General features: G+C 35.3%; 19 protein-coding genes and 1 pseudogene. 2 read left to right on the forward strand and 18 right to left on the reverse strand.

Going from position 1 to position 18,180, the window contains the following annotated elements:
* Window positions 1-304 (forward strand): DDE-type integrase/transposase/recombinase (locus ABD005_RS11850; RefSeq protein ID WP_343817634.1); only part of this gene is annotated, 304 nt, incomplete at its 5' end.
* 1 nt (window position 305) lies between these two features.
* On the opposite strand, the pseudogene ABD005_RS11855 reads toward ABD005_RS11850, so the two are convergent.
* Window positions 306-1,266: pseudogene (locus ABD005_RS11855) on the reverse strand (IS481 family transposase); the annotation flags it as partial.
* Window positions 1,267-1,593: 327 nt separating this feature from the next.
* Here ABD005_RS11855 and ABD005_RS11860 point away from each other — a divergent pair.
* The gene (locus tag ABD005_RS11860) at window positions 1,594-3,534 is read left to right on the forward strand and encodes a PKD domain-containing protein (RefSeq protein ID WP_343817636.1); all 1,941 of its coding nucleotides are present in this window, start codon (window positions 1,594-1,596) and stop codon (window positions 3,532-3,534) included.
* A gap of 469 nt (window positions 3,535-4,003) precedes the next feature.
* Here ABD005_RS11860 and ABD005_RS11865 read toward each other — a convergent pair whose 3' ends face one another.
* The 17 genes from ABD005_RS11865 to ABD005_RS11945 all read right to left on the reverse strand — a co-directional run bounded on the left by ABD005_RS11865 (window position 4,004) and on the right by ABD005_RS11945 (window position 18,174).
* On the reverse strand, window positions 4,004-4,642 hold the full coding sequence (locus ABD005_RS11865) for a LysE family translocator (RefSeq protein WP_343817637.1): 639 nt from the start codon (window positions 4,640-4,642) through the stop codon (window positions 4,004-4,006).
* Between the two features lie 545 nt (window positions 4,643-5,187).
* Window positions 5,188-5,385, reverse strand: a complete 198-nt coding sequence (locus tag ABD005_RS11870) for a hypothetical protein (RefSeq protein ID WP_343817638.1) — start codon at window positions 5,383-5,385, stop codon at window positions 5,188-5,190.
* A 154-nt stretch (window positions 5,386-5,539) separates the two neighbouring features.
* Window positions 5,540-6,661, reverse strand: a complete 1,122-nt coding sequence (locus ABD005_RS11875; RefSeq protein ID WP_343817640.1) for a DUF3800 domain-containing protein — start codon at window positions 6,659-6,661, stop codon at window positions 5,540-5,542.
* A 118-nt stretch (window positions 6,662-6,779) separates the two neighbouring features.
* Window positions 6,780-7,460: a hypothetical protein gene (locus tag ABD005_RS11880; RefSeq protein WP_343817641.1), complete on the reverse strand. Its 681-nt coding sequence runs from the start codon at window positions 7,458-7,460 to the stop codon at window positions 6,780-6,782.
* A 107-nt stretch (window positions 7,461-7,567) separates the two neighbouring features.
* Window positions 7,568-8,146 carry a hypothetical protein gene (locus ABD005_RS11885; RefSeq protein ID WP_343817642.1) on the reverse strand — a complete coding sequence of 193 codons (579 nt, stop codon included), beginning with the start codon at window positions 8,144-8,146 and terminating at the stop codon, window positions 7,568-7,570.
* Window positions 8,147-8,282: 136 nt separating this feature from the next.
* Window positions 8,283-8,543: a hypothetical protein gene (locus tag ABD005_RS11890; protein ID WP_343817643.1), complete on the reverse strand. Its 261-nt coding sequence runs from the start codon at window positions 8,541-8,543 to the stop codon at window positions 8,283-8,285.
* 406 nt (window positions 8,544-8,949) lie between these two features.
* On the reverse strand, window positions 8,950-9,204 hold the full coding sequence (locus ABD005_RS11895) for a hypothetical protein (RefSeq protein ID WP_343817644.1): 255 nt from the start codon (window positions 9,202-9,204) through the stop codon (window positions 8,950-8,952).
* Between the two features lie 126 nt (window positions 9,205-9,330).
* The gene (locus ABD005_RS11900) at window positions 9,331-9,831 is read right to left on the reverse strand and encodes a GNAT family N-acetyltransferase (RefSeq protein WP_342884029.1); all 501 of its coding nucleotides are present in this window, start codon (window positions 9,829-9,831) and stop codon (window positions 9,331-9,333) included.
* A 114-nt stretch (window positions 9,832-9,945) separates the two neighbouring features.
* Window positions 9,946-10,314: a hypothetical protein gene (locus ABD005_RS11905; RefSeq protein ID WP_343817646.1), complete on the reverse strand. Its 369-nt coding sequence runs from the start codon at window positions 10,312-10,314 to the stop codon at window positions 9,946-9,948.
* Window positions 10,315-10,432: 118 nt separating this feature from the next.
* On the reverse strand, window positions 10,433-10,822 hold the full coding sequence (locus ABD005_RS11910; protein WP_343817647.1) for a hypothetical protein: 390 nt from the start codon (window positions 10,820-10,822) through the stop codon (window positions 10,433-10,435).
* A gap of 501 nt (window positions 10,823-11,323) precedes the next feature.
* Window positions 11,324-11,695 (reverse strand): hypothetical protein, encoded by a 372-nt coding sequence (locus ABD005_RS11915; protein WP_343817648.1) that lies wholly within the window; start codon window positions 11,693-11,695, stop codon window positions 11,324-11,326.
* Between the two features lie 469 nt (window positions 11,696-12,164).
* Window positions 12,165-12,788, reverse strand: a complete 624-nt coding sequence (locus ABD005_RS11920) for a hypothetical protein (RefSeq protein ID WP_343817650.1) — start codon at window positions 12,786-12,788, stop codon at window positions 12,165-12,167.
* An 869-nt stretch (window positions 12,789-13,657) separates the two neighbouring features.
* Window positions 13,658-14,209: a hypothetical protein gene (locus ABD005_RS11925; RefSeq protein WP_343817652.1), complete on the reverse strand. Its 552-nt coding sequence runs from the start codon at window positions 14,207-14,209 to the stop codon at window positions 13,658-13,660.
* A 169-nt stretch (window positions 14,210-14,378) separates the two neighbouring features.
* Complete coding sequence (locus ABD005_RS11930) at window positions 14,379-14,804, reverse strand: GNAT family N-acetyltransferase (RefSeq protein WP_343817653.1); 426 nt, start codon at window positions 14,802-14,804, stop codon at window positions 14,379-14,381.
* Between the two features lie 888 nt (window positions 14,805-15,692).
* Window positions 15,693-16,277, reverse strand: coding sequence for a hypothetical protein (locus ABD005_RS11935; RefSeq protein WP_343817654.1), 585 nt, complete (start codon window positions 16,275-16,277; stop codon window positions 15,693-15,695).
* A 348-nt stretch (window positions 16,278-16,625) separates the two neighbouring features.
* Window positions 16,626-17,543, reverse strand: a complete 918-nt coding sequence (locus ABD005_RS11940) for an acyl-CoA thioester hydrolase/BAAT C-terminal domain-containing protein (RefSeq protein ID WP_343817656.1) — start codon at window positions 17,541-17,543, stop codon at window positions 16,626-16,628.
* Window positions 17,544-17,715: 172 nt separating this feature from the next.
* Window positions 17,716-18,174, reverse strand: coding sequence for a hypothetical protein (locus ABD005_RS11945; RefSeq protein WP_343817658.1), 459 nt, complete (start codon window positions 18,172-18,174; stop codon window positions 17,716-17,718).
* Window positions 18,175-18,180 lie beyond the last annotated feature (6 nt).

Consider the following 18,180-nt stretch of genomic DNA (forward strand, 5'->3'; position numbering starts at 1 on the left):
TCACTCTGATCAAGGTAGCCATTATACCAGCCGTAAATTCAGGCAATTGTTATGGCGTTATCAAATAAAACAGAGCATGAGTCGTCGAGGAAACTGTTGGGACAATGCACCAATGGAACGCTTTTTCGAATGGATACCAACAAAGGGATATGTCAATTTTACTCAGGCAAAACAAGAAATCACTAATTATATTATTGGTTATTACAGCCAGACTAGACCACACCGGTATAATGCTGGGTTAAGTCCAAATGAGTCAGAAAGAAGATACTGGTTAAATTCTAAAACTGTGGCCAATTTTACTTGACCACTTCACCTTGATGAGTTCTTTCATTGTTATAGTAATCCATCCATTCGTCTAGATCTTTTTGCAATTCCTCCATCGTTGAGTAGATTTTTTCCTAAACGTTATTTGATAAAACTCGTTTAAGATCGTTTTATGAAGCCGTTCACAGATCCCATTTGTTTGTGGTGACATCGCTTTTGTTTTCGTATGGTCAATATCATTAATCGCTAAATATAGCTGATAATCCTGATGCTCTACACGACCACAATATTCCGTACCTCTGTCAGTCAATATGCGTAGCATTGGCAGCTCATGCGCTTCGAAATAAGGTAGAACTTTGTCATTAAGCATATCGGCAGCGGTAATTGGTGTTTTGGTAACATAGAGCTTGGCGAAGGCTATTTTGCTGTAAGTATCAACAAAGGTCTGTTGATAGATACGACCAACGCCTTTTAAGTTGCCAACATAAAACGTGTCCTGTGAGCCCAGATAACCAGGATAGGCTGTTTCAATTTCATCGCAATCTTCATCATCATGCTTTTTCTTTTCTAAGGCAGCAACCTGTGCGTCAGTAAGAATAAGCCCTTCATTGGCAAACTTATCTTCTAATGCTTTAAGGCGTTTCTTGAAATTCTCTAGGTCATTACGTAACCAGATAGAGCGAACACCACTGCCTGATACAAAGACACCTTTTTTACGTAATTCATTGCTTGTTCTGTGTTGCCCGTGGGCAGGCTGATCAATTGCGTAAGCTATTACGGCCTTTTCTGTTTCTTCATCAACGCAGTTTTGATATTTGGAGTACGACGATTCTTTTCAATTAATGCATCAATACCGCCTTCTTCGACCAGCTCTTGATAACGATAAAATGTATCTCTTGATACACCCATGACTTTACAAGCTCTTGAAACGTTGTTGAGTTCTTCAGCTAGATTTAATAAATCAGCTTTGTGTTTAATGATTGGGTTGTTAGTATGCAACATGAGAGTTACCTTTTTTGTGTTTTGATTAAAAGATTCGACACCTTTATCAAAACGGGTAACTCTCAACTTTTCAAGTCGATGTGTCAGATTAAGTCGGAACTAATACACGTGAGGCAACTAACGTCCCATGTTTAATGCGCTTGTTAGGTGAATTTTTCATCTGTAACTATAAATAAATAGAAAACGTTTTGATTGCGTTCAGTTTTTCGCGATCGCCTTTTAGGTTTTATTTCTTAACCAATTTATTGATTGTAAGCGCTCTTTGCCGTAGTATCCGCCCCACTATAATAGGGTGCGTTATTTAATACTTAATGGAATAAAGCTAAAATGAATAAATTATTTAATTACAATATTCTAATATTACTTTTATCACTGACACTTATTTCTTGTGGTGGTGGAAGTGAAACCGATAATTCTCCTGATGACATATCGAATCAAGTCATACTAGACAGTGATGGAGATGGTATTTTAGATAATGATGATGCTTTTCCTCTGAACCCTGAAAGATACTTACCAAATGAACTACCAACAGTTGAAATAATTAAAGAAGATTTAGACAATAATATTATTGTTCTTAGAACAGCAGTCGTAGATGATTACGGTGATGTATCTTCGTATAAATGGACCCAAAAAACAGGCTCACCACTTAGCCTATCTGACACTGATACGTCTGAACTAACCATCTCTTATCTCGATTTAAAATATGATGAGACTTTCACTTTTGAAGTTGAGATTACAGATCATGATAAAGCAGTAGTCAATGAGACTCTAACTCTTAATTTAAATGCATATAAAAGCATTTATATTGTGACGACTGATCTTATCCGTAATAATTTAGCCGCTGAACTGGCCGCATTTAGAACTGCCATAGCATCAGACTCTCAATCTGATGTTTCTATAATTTCTTCACCAGCATCGGCTCTCGAAATAAGAACACTACTAAAAAACGCCTTTGAGAATAGTAACTTACGAGGGGCTATTTTTATCGGTGATGTACCATTCGTGTATAACGAAAATACAAGCTCCCTTAGCGATCATTATTACCGAGCGCTAAAATGTGATTATGAAGAAACCAATCAAGCACATGTGAAAAAAGCTCCTCGTTATTACAATCTGATGGAAAACTGTCATGATTCTATCTGGGTTAGTAGAATATTGTCCCATAATACAGACAGTATAGTGATGATTCGCGATTACTTAGTTAAAAACGTTGCTTTACGAAATAACTATGAACACTTTTTGCCAGAGATGGTTAGAAATGAAGCATTAGGTTGGGAAACCTCCAGAATCAATGAAGACAAATTAGACGAGTTATTAGAGTCTTACACCTCGCAACACAATATACGAGTTAACCGTGTAAATGATGTTTCAGCACATGAACAAAAAATGAATATTATCAATACACTCAACAGCAATTACCAATTACATAAAATCAACGTTCACGGCACCCCACTGCTAATAGCACCTCAAGGCAGTGAGAAAGGAGATGCGAATTATTTTTATGCTTCAAGTTTGCAGCCTAGCTCGACCTCTCCAAAAGTAGTTGAATATGAAAGTTGTAGCGTTGGAAAATTTTCTGAACCAAATTATTTGGCAGCAAAAACTTTGTTTCGAGGAGACACATTATTAGTCAGTGCTTTTACTAGTGTCGTTACAATAAGCAATACTTATGATTTCGAACAGCGCTTTACATATAATGGTTTATGGCTAGGAAAATCGTTTGCCGACATGTTTTTATATAACTATATGGGAACTCCTGGCCATTATTTTGGCGATCCAACTATTCGATTACGTCAAGAACCTAGCTCTGAGACTAGACCTAACGTAATTCTTGAAGATATTAATTATAATGAACCCTTCATGCATGAATTAACTTTCAATGACGTTTTAGAAGGCGAAAGTGCTGAGCTAATGTTAAAAATCCATAACAATGGTAATGGTATACTTAATATGACAATAAAAAACGCTACATTTACTACTGTTAATGGCAATCGAGTGCCACTTGCAGGTATGACGGGCGGTTTTGTTTTCGATTTTGATGACAATGATACTTCTATCGGCTTCACTTCAACAGGCTATTGGGATGGAACCGATGATTTTAGCGTAACACCAAATGAAACAGTATTTATAAAGCTCATATTCGATCCTTCGTTTGATAACGAAAACCTTTCCGAAGTAGATTATTCAGCTATTTTCAAATTTATGACCAACGATCCTGATACTCCAATCTTTAAAGTAAGAGTAAAAGGTTCCAAAGTAATTAATTAGCTGGTTTAGTCTGTCATGGTTGGCTGGCTTTTTTGCGTTACTTTGCAAAAAACGAGCAAACTGTTTTAGTCCTTTTAAGCACCTTGTTATGCGACTGGTAGCAATAACCACAAACCGCACAACTTATTTAAGATTTCATGGCAGCAAAAGCCGAAGTAAAAAACACCTCAGTGCAACCCACAAAACCATGAATTTTGAGCCACTGAATTACAGTGACTTTTATAACCGCCCTATTTTGGCGAAAAACTGTTTAACCAAAAGCTGAAACAGAATTATTACGCGTAAGTTACCAAGTTAAAGAAAAGGCAACAACGACAAAACTATTGGTAAAGCGCCAAACTTAGCAAATAAATTTACTTGAATTCGCATCTGACGCATAACGCCTCGTTAAGAGGCAAATAATATGTTGGCTAAAATAAGCGACGCAGGAGCAAAAGCCAACTGTTATTTGTCCTGCTTTAACGACTTGTTAGCCGTTTTTCATTAAAGCTAGTTTTGAACCAAAAGTAATAAAAACAACCCCTGTAATTGAGTTTAACCACACTTTAAACTTTGCTCCATTTGTAACGCCTTTAACTTTTGAAAGCATTGTAATCATCATTGAAAACCATAAAAAGTTAACAATTGCATGAGCAGTAACTAGGGTATATGCACTAAGTGCTGTTTCACTTGCTGGCATAAATTGTGGAAATGCAGCTAGATAAAACATTGATACTTTAGGGTTTAATACGTTGGTTAGAAATCCTTCAAAAAATGCTACACGCATTGAGGTGTTTTTACTGGGGCTTTGATGTGTATTTCCAGTAGAGTTTTCAGTTTGCTTGAAAGCACTAATAATCGCTTTAAGACCAATCCAAATTAAGTAAGCCGCACCTAACATTTTAAAGATAAAAAATGCTTGAGCAGACTGAACCAATAGTAAAGAAATACCAAAAATTGATAGCGTGCCATGTACATAAAATGCTGCTACGAATCCCCATATATTAGCAAAACCAGTTTTCTTACCTGAAACAGGGACAGTTTTTGCTATAAGGAACCCGTTAGGTCCAGGTGAAACAACAAGTAATGCGGCTACTGCTATAAAAGTTAAAATATTACTTATATCCATATACATCTCCCATTTTAAAATGATGAACCTATAAAGACGGCTAACGTTTTGCTAAGAGGCTAAAATAGTTGGCTGGCTTTTTTGCGTTTCTTTGCAAAAAACGAGCAAACTGTTTTAGTCCTTTTAAGCACCTTGTTATGCGACTGGTTGTGATTACCACAAGCCGCACAACTTATATAAGATTTCGTGGCAGCAAAAGCAGAAGTAAAAAACACCTCAGTGCAACTCACAAAACCGTGAGTTTTGAGCCACTCAATTACCGTGACTTTTATAGCCGCCCTATTTTGGCGAAAAACTGCTTAGCAAAAAGCTAAAACAGAATTAATTGCACGTAAGTTACCAAGGTAAAGAAAAGGCAACAACGACAAAACTATTGGTAAAGCGCCAAACTTAGCAAATAAATTTACTCGAATTCGCATCTGACGCATAACGCCTTGCTAAGAGGCAAATAATTGTTGGCTAAAATAGCGACGAAGGAGCAAAAGCCAACTGTTATTTGTCCTTTTAAGCAACTTGTTATGTGCCGGAATTGACACTTTATACGACTAATCTAAGTCGATACTAAATTCAGTATTATTGTAAGTTTCTGATTTAATTATTTGAACTCTTCCTTTTGTTGATTTTGCACTACCATTTCCTACGTTAGCTTCTTGCATTTCTATAAAGAAATCATTTAAAGCTTTTAATTCGTCCTTATTTTCAGGAGTTAAAGATAATGAGTCACCGTAGCCCGAAATTTTCATATGTATATTTCCTTATTTAGATATTATTAAATGCGATAAGTTTATTTAACCCACTAAGGCACATAACGCCGCAATAAGCGGACTAAAATTGTGGGTTATAATGTGGAGCGAAGCGAAACGTAACCCACTGTTTTAGTTCTGTTTAATTGCCTTGTTATATGCGACTTACATTATGTAAGAAGTAATCATTTTTCATATACTCATCTTCACTCATTACCGAATTGAAAAAGCCTCTACTTTGCTTATCCGATTTCGAGATAATTAGCCTCATAAGCTCCAAGTTTTCTTGTTGGCGTTCGTTAAGCTCACCCTTAACTGTGTGCATATCAGATATTTCCATATCCTTAATGAACGTAAAATATTTACCAAGCAATCCAGATACAAGATCTGAAACTTGTATCCCTTTAAATGTTTTTGAATTCGAAAACTTATAGTTAGAAAGCTCTTTACTTCCATCCTGCATTGGAAAATGATGCATAATTTTTTCAATTGAGTCTTCGTCATCGAAAATATGTTCTGAGTTTTTAAAGATGTAAAGTGTACGAACATAGAAAGGTAAAAAATTATTAATAAGAATGTTATCCGTTTCATTCATTATAAAGAAAAGTTCATCTAACTCTTTCAGGTTTTTACATAAAGAAAGTAGGATGTTTCTCCGGAAATCATCAATGCATACTGATTTAGTAGTAATGAAATCTGATAATAGGCTTGTAAACGAATTCAATTCATCACTTTTGATGTTTGGGTAATTAAAACCTCTTAGCATATTGAAGAATGCTTCTTCATCACTTTTAACCAGTTTGTAAAGGTCACTTTTTATCGACATATGGTGCATAAAATAAAAAGGGTGTGGATTTTTATCTATAATGGAATCAACGATATCAACTACTGACCAATAAACAGCATTAAGATTAAAATAATGGATATAAATATCCTCGCTATTTAACCAAGATAAAAATATTTTCACTTTCCTTTCATTTAAAAAATCAAGAAAATCGCCCTTACCAAGATGCTTTGTTTTTATCTCTTTTACATTTTTTTGTAATTTCAAATTATCGAATAATTCATCGTAATTAATGTCTGTAACTTGAGCTTTAAGTGCTATACCAGACAAAACGAAATTATCACATTTTTCAATATTAAAGCCTTCTTCTGTCAAGTAAAGCTTCCGAAAATTATTACTTTCATCGTAAAAAAATGTATATACATCATCTACATTATTTAGTCTGTGTTGCTCAATGAATGGCTTTCTAAGTTCATTTACATCTATCTTCATGGGACATCCTTGAGCATATAACGTCCATTTAAGGGGCTGATAATAGTTTGCTAAAATTGTGTAGCGTAGCGAAACCGAGCAAACTGTTAGCAGTCCCGCTTGAAATGCTTGTTAGCATTCAAAGGCGCTTTCTTTCGATGGTACCTATTATTTCATCTGAATCGAATTCAAGACTAAAAAGGACATACCAAATTAAATACAAATACCTTAAATGTCCTAATTCAGCAGAACCATCTTCATCGGATTCATCATAGTTCCTTGTTAATTTCTCGACCTCAGAAGCAAAAGCAGGTTTGATCGAATCTATAAAATCAAAATCTTTAATTGACATAGTTTCTCTAACATTATTTATTCTTTCTAGGTTAGCAAACCATGTCTTAAGTGAATTTATTTCTTCTGAGTAATTAGAAGCCCGTTGATTAATTTTTGGTATGCTATTTATTACGCCTAATTTTTCAGCACTAGCCAATAATGATTTTTTTCTTTTATTCGATTTACTTTTCCATTCAGAAAGAACTTTAAGATGAAGTTCCCAAGCGATAGCTTCCCCTACTAATTTTTTGAGTTTACTTGGGATATTATCAAAAGTTTCACTAAATTTAATTGCTATCGCTATAACTTTATCTGCATTACCATCAGTAATAATCGGTAATCGAGTCTTAAAGTAAACATCTTCAAAAAATGAATACGTTTTTTCCATTCCCCAGGTCAATGCAGTGTCTGATAAATACTCATTCCATACCGAAAGTATGTCTGCACCATCATCATTTTCAAAAGGACCAACTTCCCAACTACTCATAACTCTTCCTTGAATGCTAACGCCCTAATAATGGGCAAATAATTGTTGGCTAAAATAGCGACGCAGGAGCAAACAGCCAACTGTTATTTGTCCTATTAATTAGCTTGTTAGGCTGCAACTGCACCACTTTTAGCATTTGATACTAGCTCTTGAATAACAGAAGCACCCCAGTCGGATTTTTCAGGAGAATTGGGTTGTGTGCTTGGGGAGCCATCCCATTTTGGAAAAAATGAGAATACCTCATCACCTAAACTTATATTAATGTAATTAACTAACGCACTCTTGTTAACTACTTCAAATTGAAGCTCGTTAAATTTACATCTAACTTCACCATTTAAGCTCCCTAGAATGATTTCATTCCCTTCTTGATATAAGCCTCCAACATCTTCTGCAACGAATCTAAATTTTTCTGCTGTTTCAGGGCGCTCAATATCACCATAAAGCACTACTGATTCTATTTCTTTCTCTCCAGAAAAAATTGACCATTTATGGCCTAATTCAATATTTAAATCACCAAATTTCCAAGCAAACAATACTCCTATCACACCGACAACTATAGCTACTTTCCACATAAAAAAAGCAAGAACGATTGCAATGGGAACCAATATCATTCCGAACAATTGCAATACCGCAAGTAGCATCATAAATGTTCTAAAGTCTTTATCGTAATATTTATTGTTATTCATATTCATATCATCCAGATAGTTGGGTTTGTAGCCTAACGCCACATTAAGCGGCTGATAACTGTTGGCTAAAATGTGAAGCGGAGCGGAACCGAGCCAACTGTTAGCAGTCCGTTCTTTAATGCCTTGTTAGCTGTATTTAAAGCCAAAACTGCCACCATTTTTTACTTTCTTGTACTTTATAACCAGTAGGCACTTTTTCTTCTACGCTACGGTTATCTTCATACTCTATACCTTGATATTCGCCACTGTGGCCAGTGATGACAATTTTGCCATTATCTAACCACTCGAGAACTTTCTCAACTTCACCTAGTATCTGGGGGTAATAATCATCTACCTTTTCATTATAATAATCAGGACAGGTTAAACCTAGACCGTATCCCATACCTAGATTATCCATGAAGTCGAAACCTTCACAATATAGGTCATAACACTGTTCAATATACTTTTGAACATCATTAGGCCTATCAGTTATTTTTTGAAGTATATTTCGAATGTTCCATTCGTAATATTTACCCATTGAAAAGTAATTGGAAAGTACTTTCTCTGCTTCATAAAGGCCAGATGGTGTTTTGTAATTTATGGAGATTAGTTCTAGATAATCACCAGAGCTTAATATTTCTTCGAGCTGAGACTCTGAGTACACCCATCTCTCAAATTCTGATAATTCGATCTCATGAGAAACTAACTTAAAAAAAACTAACTCTACAGGATTCAATGAACTCTCTTATACAGCTAACGCCTCAATAAGAGGCTAAAAATTGTTTGCTAAAATGTGAAGCGAAGCGGAACCGAGCAAACTGTTTTTAGTCCTGCTTAATTGCCTTGTTATGTTGCTCTTTTTCGTAAGGCAGTAAAAACCTAAATAATGAGCAAAAAACGCCATTGAAGGCCTCTATGCAGATCCCTAAAAGGATTAGGACATAAAATGAAAATGCCTCAAAGTTAAAGATATTTGCGTTAGATGCATCTACACCAACTTCATCTAAAAGCCATACACTTAAAATGACTGCAATAATAAAATTAACTACATTCAAAGAATACTTCTTAACTTTATCCATACTCAAAACTCCTTTTTAACGACTGAGCAACATAACGTTTTGCTAAGAGGCTAAAATAGTTGGCTGGCTTTTTTGCGGTACTTTGCAAAAAACGAGCAAACTGTTTTAGTCCTTTTAAGCACCTTGTTATGCGTATTTTAACCTAAACTCTGTACAAGCTAACTGCTTATTATTTAATACAATAAAGTTAGGGACATTACCAATAGGCTCAAAGCCTTGTTTTAACAATACATGCTTTGAAGCTGGGTTGTTTTCTAATACTTTAGCTTCTAAGGAACGAACGCAAAATTTTCTTTTTGCAATATCAATTAGTGAAGCCAGACAAAAGCTTGCATAGCCTTGAGATAAAAAACGTTTTGAAACCCTATAACCGACAACAGCTTTATTAGTGCTAATATCTCTTAAATTGGCTCTTGCGACAATTTCATTATTTTTAATAAGTAAACCACAAAACGCTGTACCAGAATTTACCTTATTAAGTTCTGCATCAATGTGCTTTCCGACACCTTTAGCCGAATAAAAATCATGTCCTCGAGGCTCAATTAATGATTCAAACCATGATCTATTTTCTAGCTCGAAAGCTAATAATTTCTCCAAATGATCTTTAGATAACAGCTCAAGTTGCATTGAAACTCTCTATACGCATAACGCCTCATTAAGAGGCTAAAATAGTTGGTTAAAATAAGCGAGGCACGAGCAAAAACCAACTGTTTTTTGTCCTGCTTTAATGACTTGTTAGGGTTACTTAACCCACTGAAATATCAGTAAAAATGTGACTGTTAAAGCACACCACAAAATGGCATTTTTAAACATACCGGACTTACTCATACCTTTAGTTTTTTTGCCATCTTCGATTTTCTGCTTAAATTCAGGAAAAAGCTCTTCAACAACCAACTCATTATCTAAAAATGCTTGAGTTGACCAAGACTTTGGAGATAGAGAAACAACAATTTCAATTTTTCCTTCGTCGGTATCAAATACTAACCGATCATTAAATTTGAAATTCCACCGTTTTTTGAGAAGTTCACCATTAAAATAATACTTTTCTGAGCCTAACATTGAAAAGTCTACTTTAAACTCTTTCCCTCTAACGTCGAATGATGCTTCCATACTTTCTTGTAACCCTAACGCCCACGTTAAGGGGCTTTTTATTAGTTTGCTAAGATTGTGTAGCGAAGCGAAACCGAGCAAACTGTTAGCAGTCCCGCTTAATTTTCTTGTTATGTGCTTATTCGTCCAGTAATTTCATAGCTTGTTTTTCTACTATCTTTTTAGTTATGCCGATTACAGCAGATAGTCCTTCTTCTTTAAATTTTTCTTGGACTGTTGCAAGTACACCAGGCTTAACTAAAGCATTTGCAAAATCATGACCATCAGAGGTTAATCTCCACGGAACAACGGAAGTAACATATTCAGTATAATTTCTCTTTATTCCAATAAGACCATCTGAGTGCGCAGCTACAATTAAGTTTTTATCTACCAATATCAAGATATGGAATATGAATTTATCATCATTACCTCGAATAATTGGTAAAAATGAGTTCCAATCTACCGTAGGAGAATTGCTTTCTAAAAACACTTCTAAAATTTGTTCTACATACTCGTAATCTATTCTCATAAGATTTCTCAGGGCTCTGAAGTTTACTGGCACATAACGCCCCACTAAGAGGCAAAAATTTGTTGGCTAAAATTAGCGACGAAGGAGCAAAAAGCCAACTGTTTTTTGTCCTTTTGAGTGGCTTGTTAGTTGCTGGTAGTTAAAAGCACCAACTTTACAATAAGTTACCATGTTTACGGGATGGTAGGAAGAGCCAATAAACGCCTCCGCAATAAACACCTAAACGTGAACTTTGAGCCTTAACAACTAAAGCAATTTAATCACTAAACTACGCAAGGCGAAAACTGATTGGCAAAAAGGAAGTAAAGATTAAAAGGCACTTCCATTGCCAAATCAAAGAATTGAACCAAGCGCAAAAGCTAATATTGTGTACTCAACGACAAATAATTTAACTCGAATTAGTGCGGGCAACTAACGCCCAAATAATGGGCAAAAAATAGTTGGTTATAATTAGCGACGCAGGAGCAAAACCAACTGTTTTTTGTCCTGTTAATTTGCTTGTTAGCTGTATGTTACTCCGTAGTAACTCATTGCTGCAATTATAAAAAAGAATAACCATGATAAATGTTTACCACGAGAAAACAACAATGAAACAATGCCACTTAAAGCAAATACTACAGTAATTATTATAAGGATTTCATTTTTAACATTTACGCTTGGAGTTGATAAAACATACAAAATAGCAGCAAAGCCCCACCAAGCTAGAGTAGTTAAGTGCCACGCAAATCTTAGAACACGTTTAGTGAACCAATCACTTCCAAGTAATTTAGGTAAATCCTCACGTCGAAATAAACGAATTAATATGTATTTTTCGCCTAAATAGGAGTGAATAAGGCCAATGATTAAAAGTAAGATAGTTCCGATTATCAACATACCGTTTCCATACAGCTAACGCTTTGCTAAGAGGCTAAAATAGTTGGCTGGCTTTTTTGCGTTACTTTTGCAAAAAACGAGCAAACTGTTTTAGTCCTTTTAAGCACCTTGTTATGCGACTGGTAGCAATAACCACAAACCGCACAACCTATATAAGATTTCATGGCAGCAAAAGCCGAAGTAAAAAACACCTCAGTGCAACCCACAAAACCGTGAATTTTGAGCCACTGAATAAACGTGACTTTTATAACCGCCCTATTTTGGCGAAAAACTGTTTAACCAAAAGCTGAAACAGAATTATTACGCGTAAGTTACCAAGGTAAAGAAAAGGCAACAAATACAGCATTTTTAGTAAAACGCCAAACTTAGCAAATAAATTTACTCGAATTCGCATCTGACGCATAACGCCTCGTTAAGAGGCAAATAATATGTTAGCTAAAATAAGCGACGCAGGAGCAAAAGCCAACTGTTATTTGTCCTGCTTTAACGACTTGTTAGCTTTACTTTGCTCCAAACGAAACGTGATAATAAATATAATTAAAAAACAGCCACAAGCCCAACCAAATAGATACATAATTTCTTTTATTTGACGTGTAGTATTTTTAATTATTTCTTTCGCTTTTACTCCTGTAGTAAATCTTTCTCTATAGCTCTTTTTATCATCTTCAGTAGGACTATAAATCACAAGATCATTTGATTTGTTTTTATACATTATCGGTTGACCAAATTCTTTGTAAATAACTTGTGCAATAACAATTCTTACTTCGGGGTTTTCATTGTTGATAGAAGCTAGAGATGCATTTTCTGGTATTAACTCCGATTGAACAGTTAAATATGTATTAGTACTTTTTAATAAATTTAATCCGATGCCAGTTAAGAACACATTAATTAAAAAAAGAAAGAGAAAGGTTGGAGCATATTTATGTTCTGTTTGATTTGAAATGCTTTTAGCGAAGCCATACGGAAGCAAAATACTTAACAGACCAAATGAAGTCCACTGTATATACCAAGCAGAAAATATTTCAGGAAAATATTGCTTCCCAAAATAAGGAATTATCCAGAGTAAAAGACAAAAACTTGATAACGACTTCATACTTTCCTTGTAAAGCTAACGCCTTGCTAAGAGGCTAAAATGGTTGGCTGGCTTTTTTGCGTTACTTTGCAAAAAACGAGCAAACTGTTTTAGTCCTTTTAAGCACCTTGTTATGCGACTGGTTGTGATTACCACAAGCCGCACAACTTATATAAGATTTCGTGGCAGCAAAAGCTGAAATAAAAAACACCTCAGTGCAACCCACAAAACCGTGAATTTTGAGCCACTGAATTACAGTGACTTTTATAACCGCCCTATTTTGGCGAAAAACTGTTTAACCAAAAGCTGAAACAGAATTATTGCGCGTAAATTACCAAAACAAAGAAATGGCAACAAACACAATAGTATTTATAAAATGCCAAACCTAACAAATAAATTTACTCGAATTCGCATCTGACGCATAACGCCCCACTAAGAGGCAAAAAATTGTTGGCTAAACTTAGCGACGAAGGAGCAAAAAGCCAACTGTTTTTTGTCCTTTTGAGTGACTTGTTAGTTTCTGGTAGTTAAAAGTACCAACTTTACAACAAGTTATCATGTTTACGGGATGGCAGAAAGAGTTAATAAACTCCTCCGCAATAAACACCTAAACATGAACTTTGAGCCTTAAAAGCCAAAGCAATTTAAATCACTAAACTATGCAAGGCGAAAACTGATTGGCAAAAAGGAAGTGAAGATTGAAAGGCACTTCCATTGCCAAACCAAAGAATTGAACCAAGCGCAAAAGCTTATGTTATGCACTAAACGACAAATAATTTTACTCGAATTAGTGCGGGCAACTAACGCCTTGCTAAGCGGAAAATAATGGTTGGCTATAATCGCGAAGCGATGGCCAACTGTTATTTTTCCGTTTAAGCAACTTGTTATATTTATGTTTCTTGTAGAATTCTACCATTGGTACAAAGTTCATTAGAGGTAAAATACTCATTTATTGCCTTCTGCATTTTGGCAAAGGAAGTTCCCTTAAAATAAACAATGGTCTCATCATCTATCTCGGTATGGTTTGCCATTTCACCGTCCTCACCAAGAAGTTCATCAAATTCCTCTAGTACATCATTGATGTCATTTTTTTCATATACTTCATCAGCTAGTATATTACTAAAACAAACAGCCATAATCTCTTTATTACCAAATTCAATTTCTACATTATCATGTATTAATTTTGAACCTTTAGGAATACCAATTTTATTTAATTCATTAATGATAAATTGTTTGGTTTTTTCTAATTCACCTGTAATTGTGACTTCAAGCTCACAGTATTCTATTTTGTAATTTTCATTTAGCTGAGAGCCGCCTCCTGTTACCTCCCCTAATGACTCCTTTTGAAGTGCTTCATCTAAAGGGTCTTCATATATGTCACCTCGGTCAAGCGGTTCACACTTATCATTGATTCGTACTGTTAGAAATTGTTCTTTTGGCATGATATTTCCCTTTTATTTATTGTATCCATATGAATTATTATTTAGAAGTTACACGACAGATGCGAATGCAACCGAATAAATATAACGCCCTGTTAACTTGCAAAAAGCAGTGGGCTAAAATTGAGCGGAGCGAAATAGCCCGCTGTTTTTTGTCCAGTTGAACAGCTTGTTATGTGCCAACACTCATTGTGTATTCTAGATGCCCAGTATGTGTGTCAATTTGCTCACAATCAACTACAAAACCTTGAGAAAGATAAAAATAATAACTAGAAGTATTTTCCTTATAAACAGAAAGCTTTAATGTATCACTTTGGTTCTTTGCATGATTTAGTAACTGTTTACCGATACCTTGCCTTTGAAATGAAGGCTTCACAAAAATAGCAGAAAGAGCACCTTTAAACAAAGCATAAAAACCGACAACTTTTGAATTTTTCTCATATACAAAAGCATTCGAGGCAGGAATGTAAATATTACGCATATTTTCAACCTGTGAATCCCAGAAAGTTGGCTCAATGAAATCATGTGCTATTTTCGAGGCACTTAGCCAAATATCAAGCAATGATTCAATATCTGTTTCTTTGTATTCTCTAATCATAATTTCTCAAACAAATGCTGCTATCTAGGGCACATAACGCCCGTATTAACAGGCTAAAAATAGTTGGTTAAAATAGGCGACGCAGGAGCAAAAACCAACTGTTTTTTGTCCTAGTTGAATCGCTTGTTAGACGGTAACCCCACCAAATATAACAATATAATCAAACATTTAGGCGCGCACCTAACCGAGATTGACCTTAACATACTCCGAAAGAGAAGTCCTTTAAGTGATGTAGTCGCTTCGCCTTAGCAAAGTAACGCTAGCCTCGCTTTACATCACTTAAAGGACAATAAAAGAAGTATAACGTGTGTCAATGTATCGGTTAGATTTTCTCTTCATAGCAGCGCGCATTAACATACTGATTATTTATACAGTATCGTGATCACCTAGCCGCTAAACACATGATCAATATCGTTACCGTATAACGCTTTGCTAAGAGGCTAAAATGGTTGGTTGGCTGGCTTTTTTGCGTTACTTTTGCAAAAAACGAGCAAACTGTTTTAGTCCTTTTAAGCACCTTGTTATGCGACTGGTTGTTATTACCACAAGCCGCACAACTTATATAAGATTTCGTGGCAGCAAAAGCAGAAGTAAAAAACACCTCAGTGCAAACCACAAAACCGTGAATTTTGAACCACTGAATTACAGTGACTTTTATAACCGCCCTATTTTGGCGAAAAACTGCTTAGCAAAAAGCTGAAACAGCATTATTACGCGTAAGTTACCAAAGTAAAGAAAAGGCAACAAACGCAGGATTTTCAGTAAAATTCCAAACCTAACAAATAAATTTACTAGAATTCGCATCTGACGCATAACGCCTTGCTAAGAGGCGAGTAATTGTTGGCTAAAATGTGCAGCGAAGCGGAACCGAGCCAACTGTTACGAGTCCTACTTGAGCAACTTGTTAAGGTTCTGCTCAATCAAATACTTTGAAAGAACAGAGTATTTATTTAAATGGTCGGCCGAATAAGCCGGTAGTACAAACAAGTTCATTTCAGCTGCCAAACTAAACATTTTGAGGCAGTCTTCTTGTTTTTTGTATTTAAAGTGGATTGTCCAATTATCTTCAAACCACAAGTCTACACCTAAGGCATAAAATACTATGTTTGGACAATACACGTCATCAAACAAATTAGAGACATATTCACCTACTTTTGGACTTTCGACATAACGAGAAAACTGTAAACGCTGCTTCGTATTACGTCCAACGTACTTATACCGAATAGGTTGTTCTATGTCGCAAAGTTTGGATAAGAACGTTTTTATACGTTTATCCCACTCTAGTTTTTGTTCGTTTGTCGCTTCGTCAATAATATTGAATGAGTCAGTTTCATAAAGCCAATGATCAAAAATTGTTATGGCAGCCCATGAGAAATCTTCTTCTGTGCAATCTTCATTGTACTTAAGAAGAAACGAAAACTTCTCAGACAACTGATTGTTCTCATTCTTTGGAAGATTTCGAAACTTTCTCATAAGAACCTTAACGCCGCGTTAAGCGGACAAAAATTGTGGGTTAAAATGTGTAGCGAAGCGAAACGTAACCCACTGTTTTTGTTCCGTTTAAACGCCTTGTTATGGCTTTTTTCGTAGTAGACTATAAATTTTCGTTAATAACACATAGGATATTAAGCTTATTACTTGAAAGGGAATTATGTAGATAATTTCAAAGCCATTCCCATTTGACCAACTCATTTAGTTGAATCTGACATATATAAATCCCTTTACACCTAACGCCGTTTTAAGCGGCTAATTACAGTTGGCTAAAATAAGTGAGGCACGAACAAAAAACCAACTGTAATTTGTCCGACTTGAAAACCCTTGTTAGGTGATGTACTGATGATTAGCATCGCAAGTAGGCAAAAAACTTTTATTCAAAAATTTAATCACTTCTGGGTGGTAGTCACTTTGTGGTTGAAAATGATTTCCGTTAGGTACTACGATATGTCTAAAAGGATGGATAAACCCGTTAGCTTCTAATCTCTTTATTACTTCATCTGACATTTCCTTTGATGGCCATACGTGATCCTTTTCACCAGAAACCAACAAAATAGGCCCATTAATATCTTCTACTTTTATTCTAGCGTCCTCAACAGCATCAATATCCATTAGGGCTATTTCATGAGCACGTCGAAAATCGCCCATCAAAAGTGATGGTAAAATATTTAGCGTTAATGGTACATGAGGGAGCTCTTCATCATTAAACATAAATGTAGAAGTTTTTCCATCAGCAAAAAAAGAAGGACCAGCAAATACAACATGACTTCCAGCCAAGGAAATAACACCATTAATTCTCGTGTGTTTAGATGCCAAGGCAAGTGCTAATTCAGCACCTTTAGAACCTCCTATAACAGCTACGCAATTAGAATTTATGCTTGAGTTATTTAAGGTTAAAACTATTTCTTCGTAAATGGCATCTAAAGAAATTCTATCTAGCTCTTTTGGTATGCCCTCCATACCAAAATACCCAACAGCTAACATTGCATAGCCTTGATCAATATATTGCTGCCTTTCTTTAATGTTATGAGGTTTTGTCATACTGTTTCCGCCTTCACTACCACCAAAATAAACAAGTAAAGGCTGCTCCTTACCTTCTCCCAAAAACAGCTCGGAATTCACTTTCCCATAGTTTAAAGGGAGTTTATTGGAGTCGAATGTCATTGGAATAATGAATATTAATCCAACTAATACAATTAATATAATGAGCATTATAAAACTAAAATATTTAACAATTTTTAACACTGTTTTGCTTCCTTTCAATTAAATCTTATGATGTTAATTCTTTAAAGATTAATACCATACTATTAGCTATTTAAAGTCACCTAACGCTGCGTTAAGCGGACTAAAATTGTGGGTTATAATGTGTAGCGAAGCGAAACGTAACCCACTGTTTTAGTTCCGTTTAAACGCCTTGTTAACTGGCTTTCCCATTGATATTCATATCTAATTGGTCTTTAACATTTAATAAGAAAAAACCCCACACTAAAAAGCAATAAGACCAAAATTTTTCAATTTTTGGAACTTCCTGTGGAATTGGGATATCAAAAAATCCGATCAGGGCAAATACAAAGAAAATTGACGCACAAAGTGGAACGACAATTTCACTCCCCATAATATGGACAAACGCAATTAACGAGTAAGCTAAAGCTCCAAAAAATGAAACCCAAATTGCCTTTAAGATAACAATTATAAAAAAACGAGCTAAAGCCTGATTTTCTGACAACTCATTATTTATACCAAAGCTAAAGTAACCATCAAAGTCTAAAACGACGCCTGTTTGTAAAATATAAGCAACAGCGAGCATGGGAAGTGCAAACACTTTAGCTAGATCACTTAAATGTTTCACATCTGAAAATTTAGGGACAATATCCACGAGGCC

This window comes from Colwellia asteriadis (assembly GCF_039523295.1).
Lineage (GTDB): Bacteria > Pseudomonadota > Gammaproteobacteria > Enterobacterales > Alteromonadaceae > Colwellia > Colwellia asteriadis.

Excerpts from the sequence above, each read along its gene's own strand:
- ABD005_RS11860 (WP_343817636.1), top strand. The coding sequence starts at position 1,594 with ATGAATAAATTATTTAATTACAATATTCTAATATTACTTTTATCACTG.
- ABD005_RS11865 (WP_343817637.1), bottom strand. The coding sequence starts at position 4,642 with ATGGATATAAGTAATATTTTAACTTTTATAGCAGTAGCCGCATTACTT.
- ABD005_RS11870 (WP_343817638.1), bottom strand. The coding sequence starts at position 5,385 with ATGAAAATTTCGGGCTACGGTGACTCATTATCTTTAACTCCTGAAAAT.
- ABD005_RS11875 (WP_343817640.1), bottom strand. The coding sequence starts at position 6,661 with ATGAAGATAGATGTAAATGAACTTAGAAAGCCATTCATTGAGCAACAC.
- ABD005_RS11880 (WP_343817641.1), bottom strand. The coding sequence starts at position 7,460 with ATGAGTAGTTGGGAAGTTGGTCCTTTTGAAAATGATGATGGTGCAGAC.
- ABD005_RS11885 (WP_343817642.1), bottom strand. The coding sequence starts at position 8,146 with ATGAATAACAATAAATATTACGATAAAGACTTTAGAACATTTATGATG.
- ABD005_RS11890 (WP_343817643.1), bottom strand. The coding sequence starts at position 8,543 with ATGGATAATCTAGGTATGGGATACGGTCTAGGTTTAACCTGTCCTGAT.
- ABD005_RS11895 (WP_343817644.1), bottom strand. The coding sequence starts at position 9,204 with ATGGATAAAGTTAAGAAGTATTCTTTGAATGTAGTTAATTTTATTATT.
- ABD005_RS11900 (WP_342884029.1), bottom strand. The coding sequence starts at position 9,831 with ATGCAACTTGAGCTGTTATCTAAAGATCATTTGGAGAAATTATTAGCT.
- ABD005_RS11905 (WP_343817646.1), bottom strand. The coding sequence starts at position 10,314 with ATGGAAGCATCATTCGACGTTAGAGGGAAAGAGTTTAAAGTAGACTTT.
- ABD005_RS11910 (WP_343817647.1), bottom strand. The coding sequence starts at position 10,822 with ATGAGAATAGATTACGAGTATGTAGAACAAATTTTAGAAGTGTTTTTA.
- ABD005_RS11915 (WP_343817648.1), bottom strand. The coding sequence starts at position 11,695 with ATGTTGATAATCGGAACTATCTTACTTTTAATCATTGGCCTTATTCAC.
- ABD005_RS11920 (WP_343817650.1), bottom strand. The coding sequence starts at position 12,788 with ATGAAGTCGTTATCAAGTTTTTGTCTTTTACTCTGGATAATTCCTTAT.
- ABD005_RS11925 (WP_343817652.1), bottom strand. The coding sequence starts at position 14,209 with ATGCCAAAAGAACAATTTCTAACAGTACGAATCAATGATAAGTGTGAA.
- ABD005_RS11930 (WP_343817653.1), bottom strand. The coding sequence starts at position 14,804 with ATGATTAGAGAATACAAAGAAACAGATATTGAATCATTGCTTGATATT.
- ABD005_RS11935 (WP_343817654.1), bottom strand. The coding sequence starts at position 16,277 with ATGAGAAAGTTTCGAAATCTTCCAAAGAATGAGAACAATCAGTTGTCT.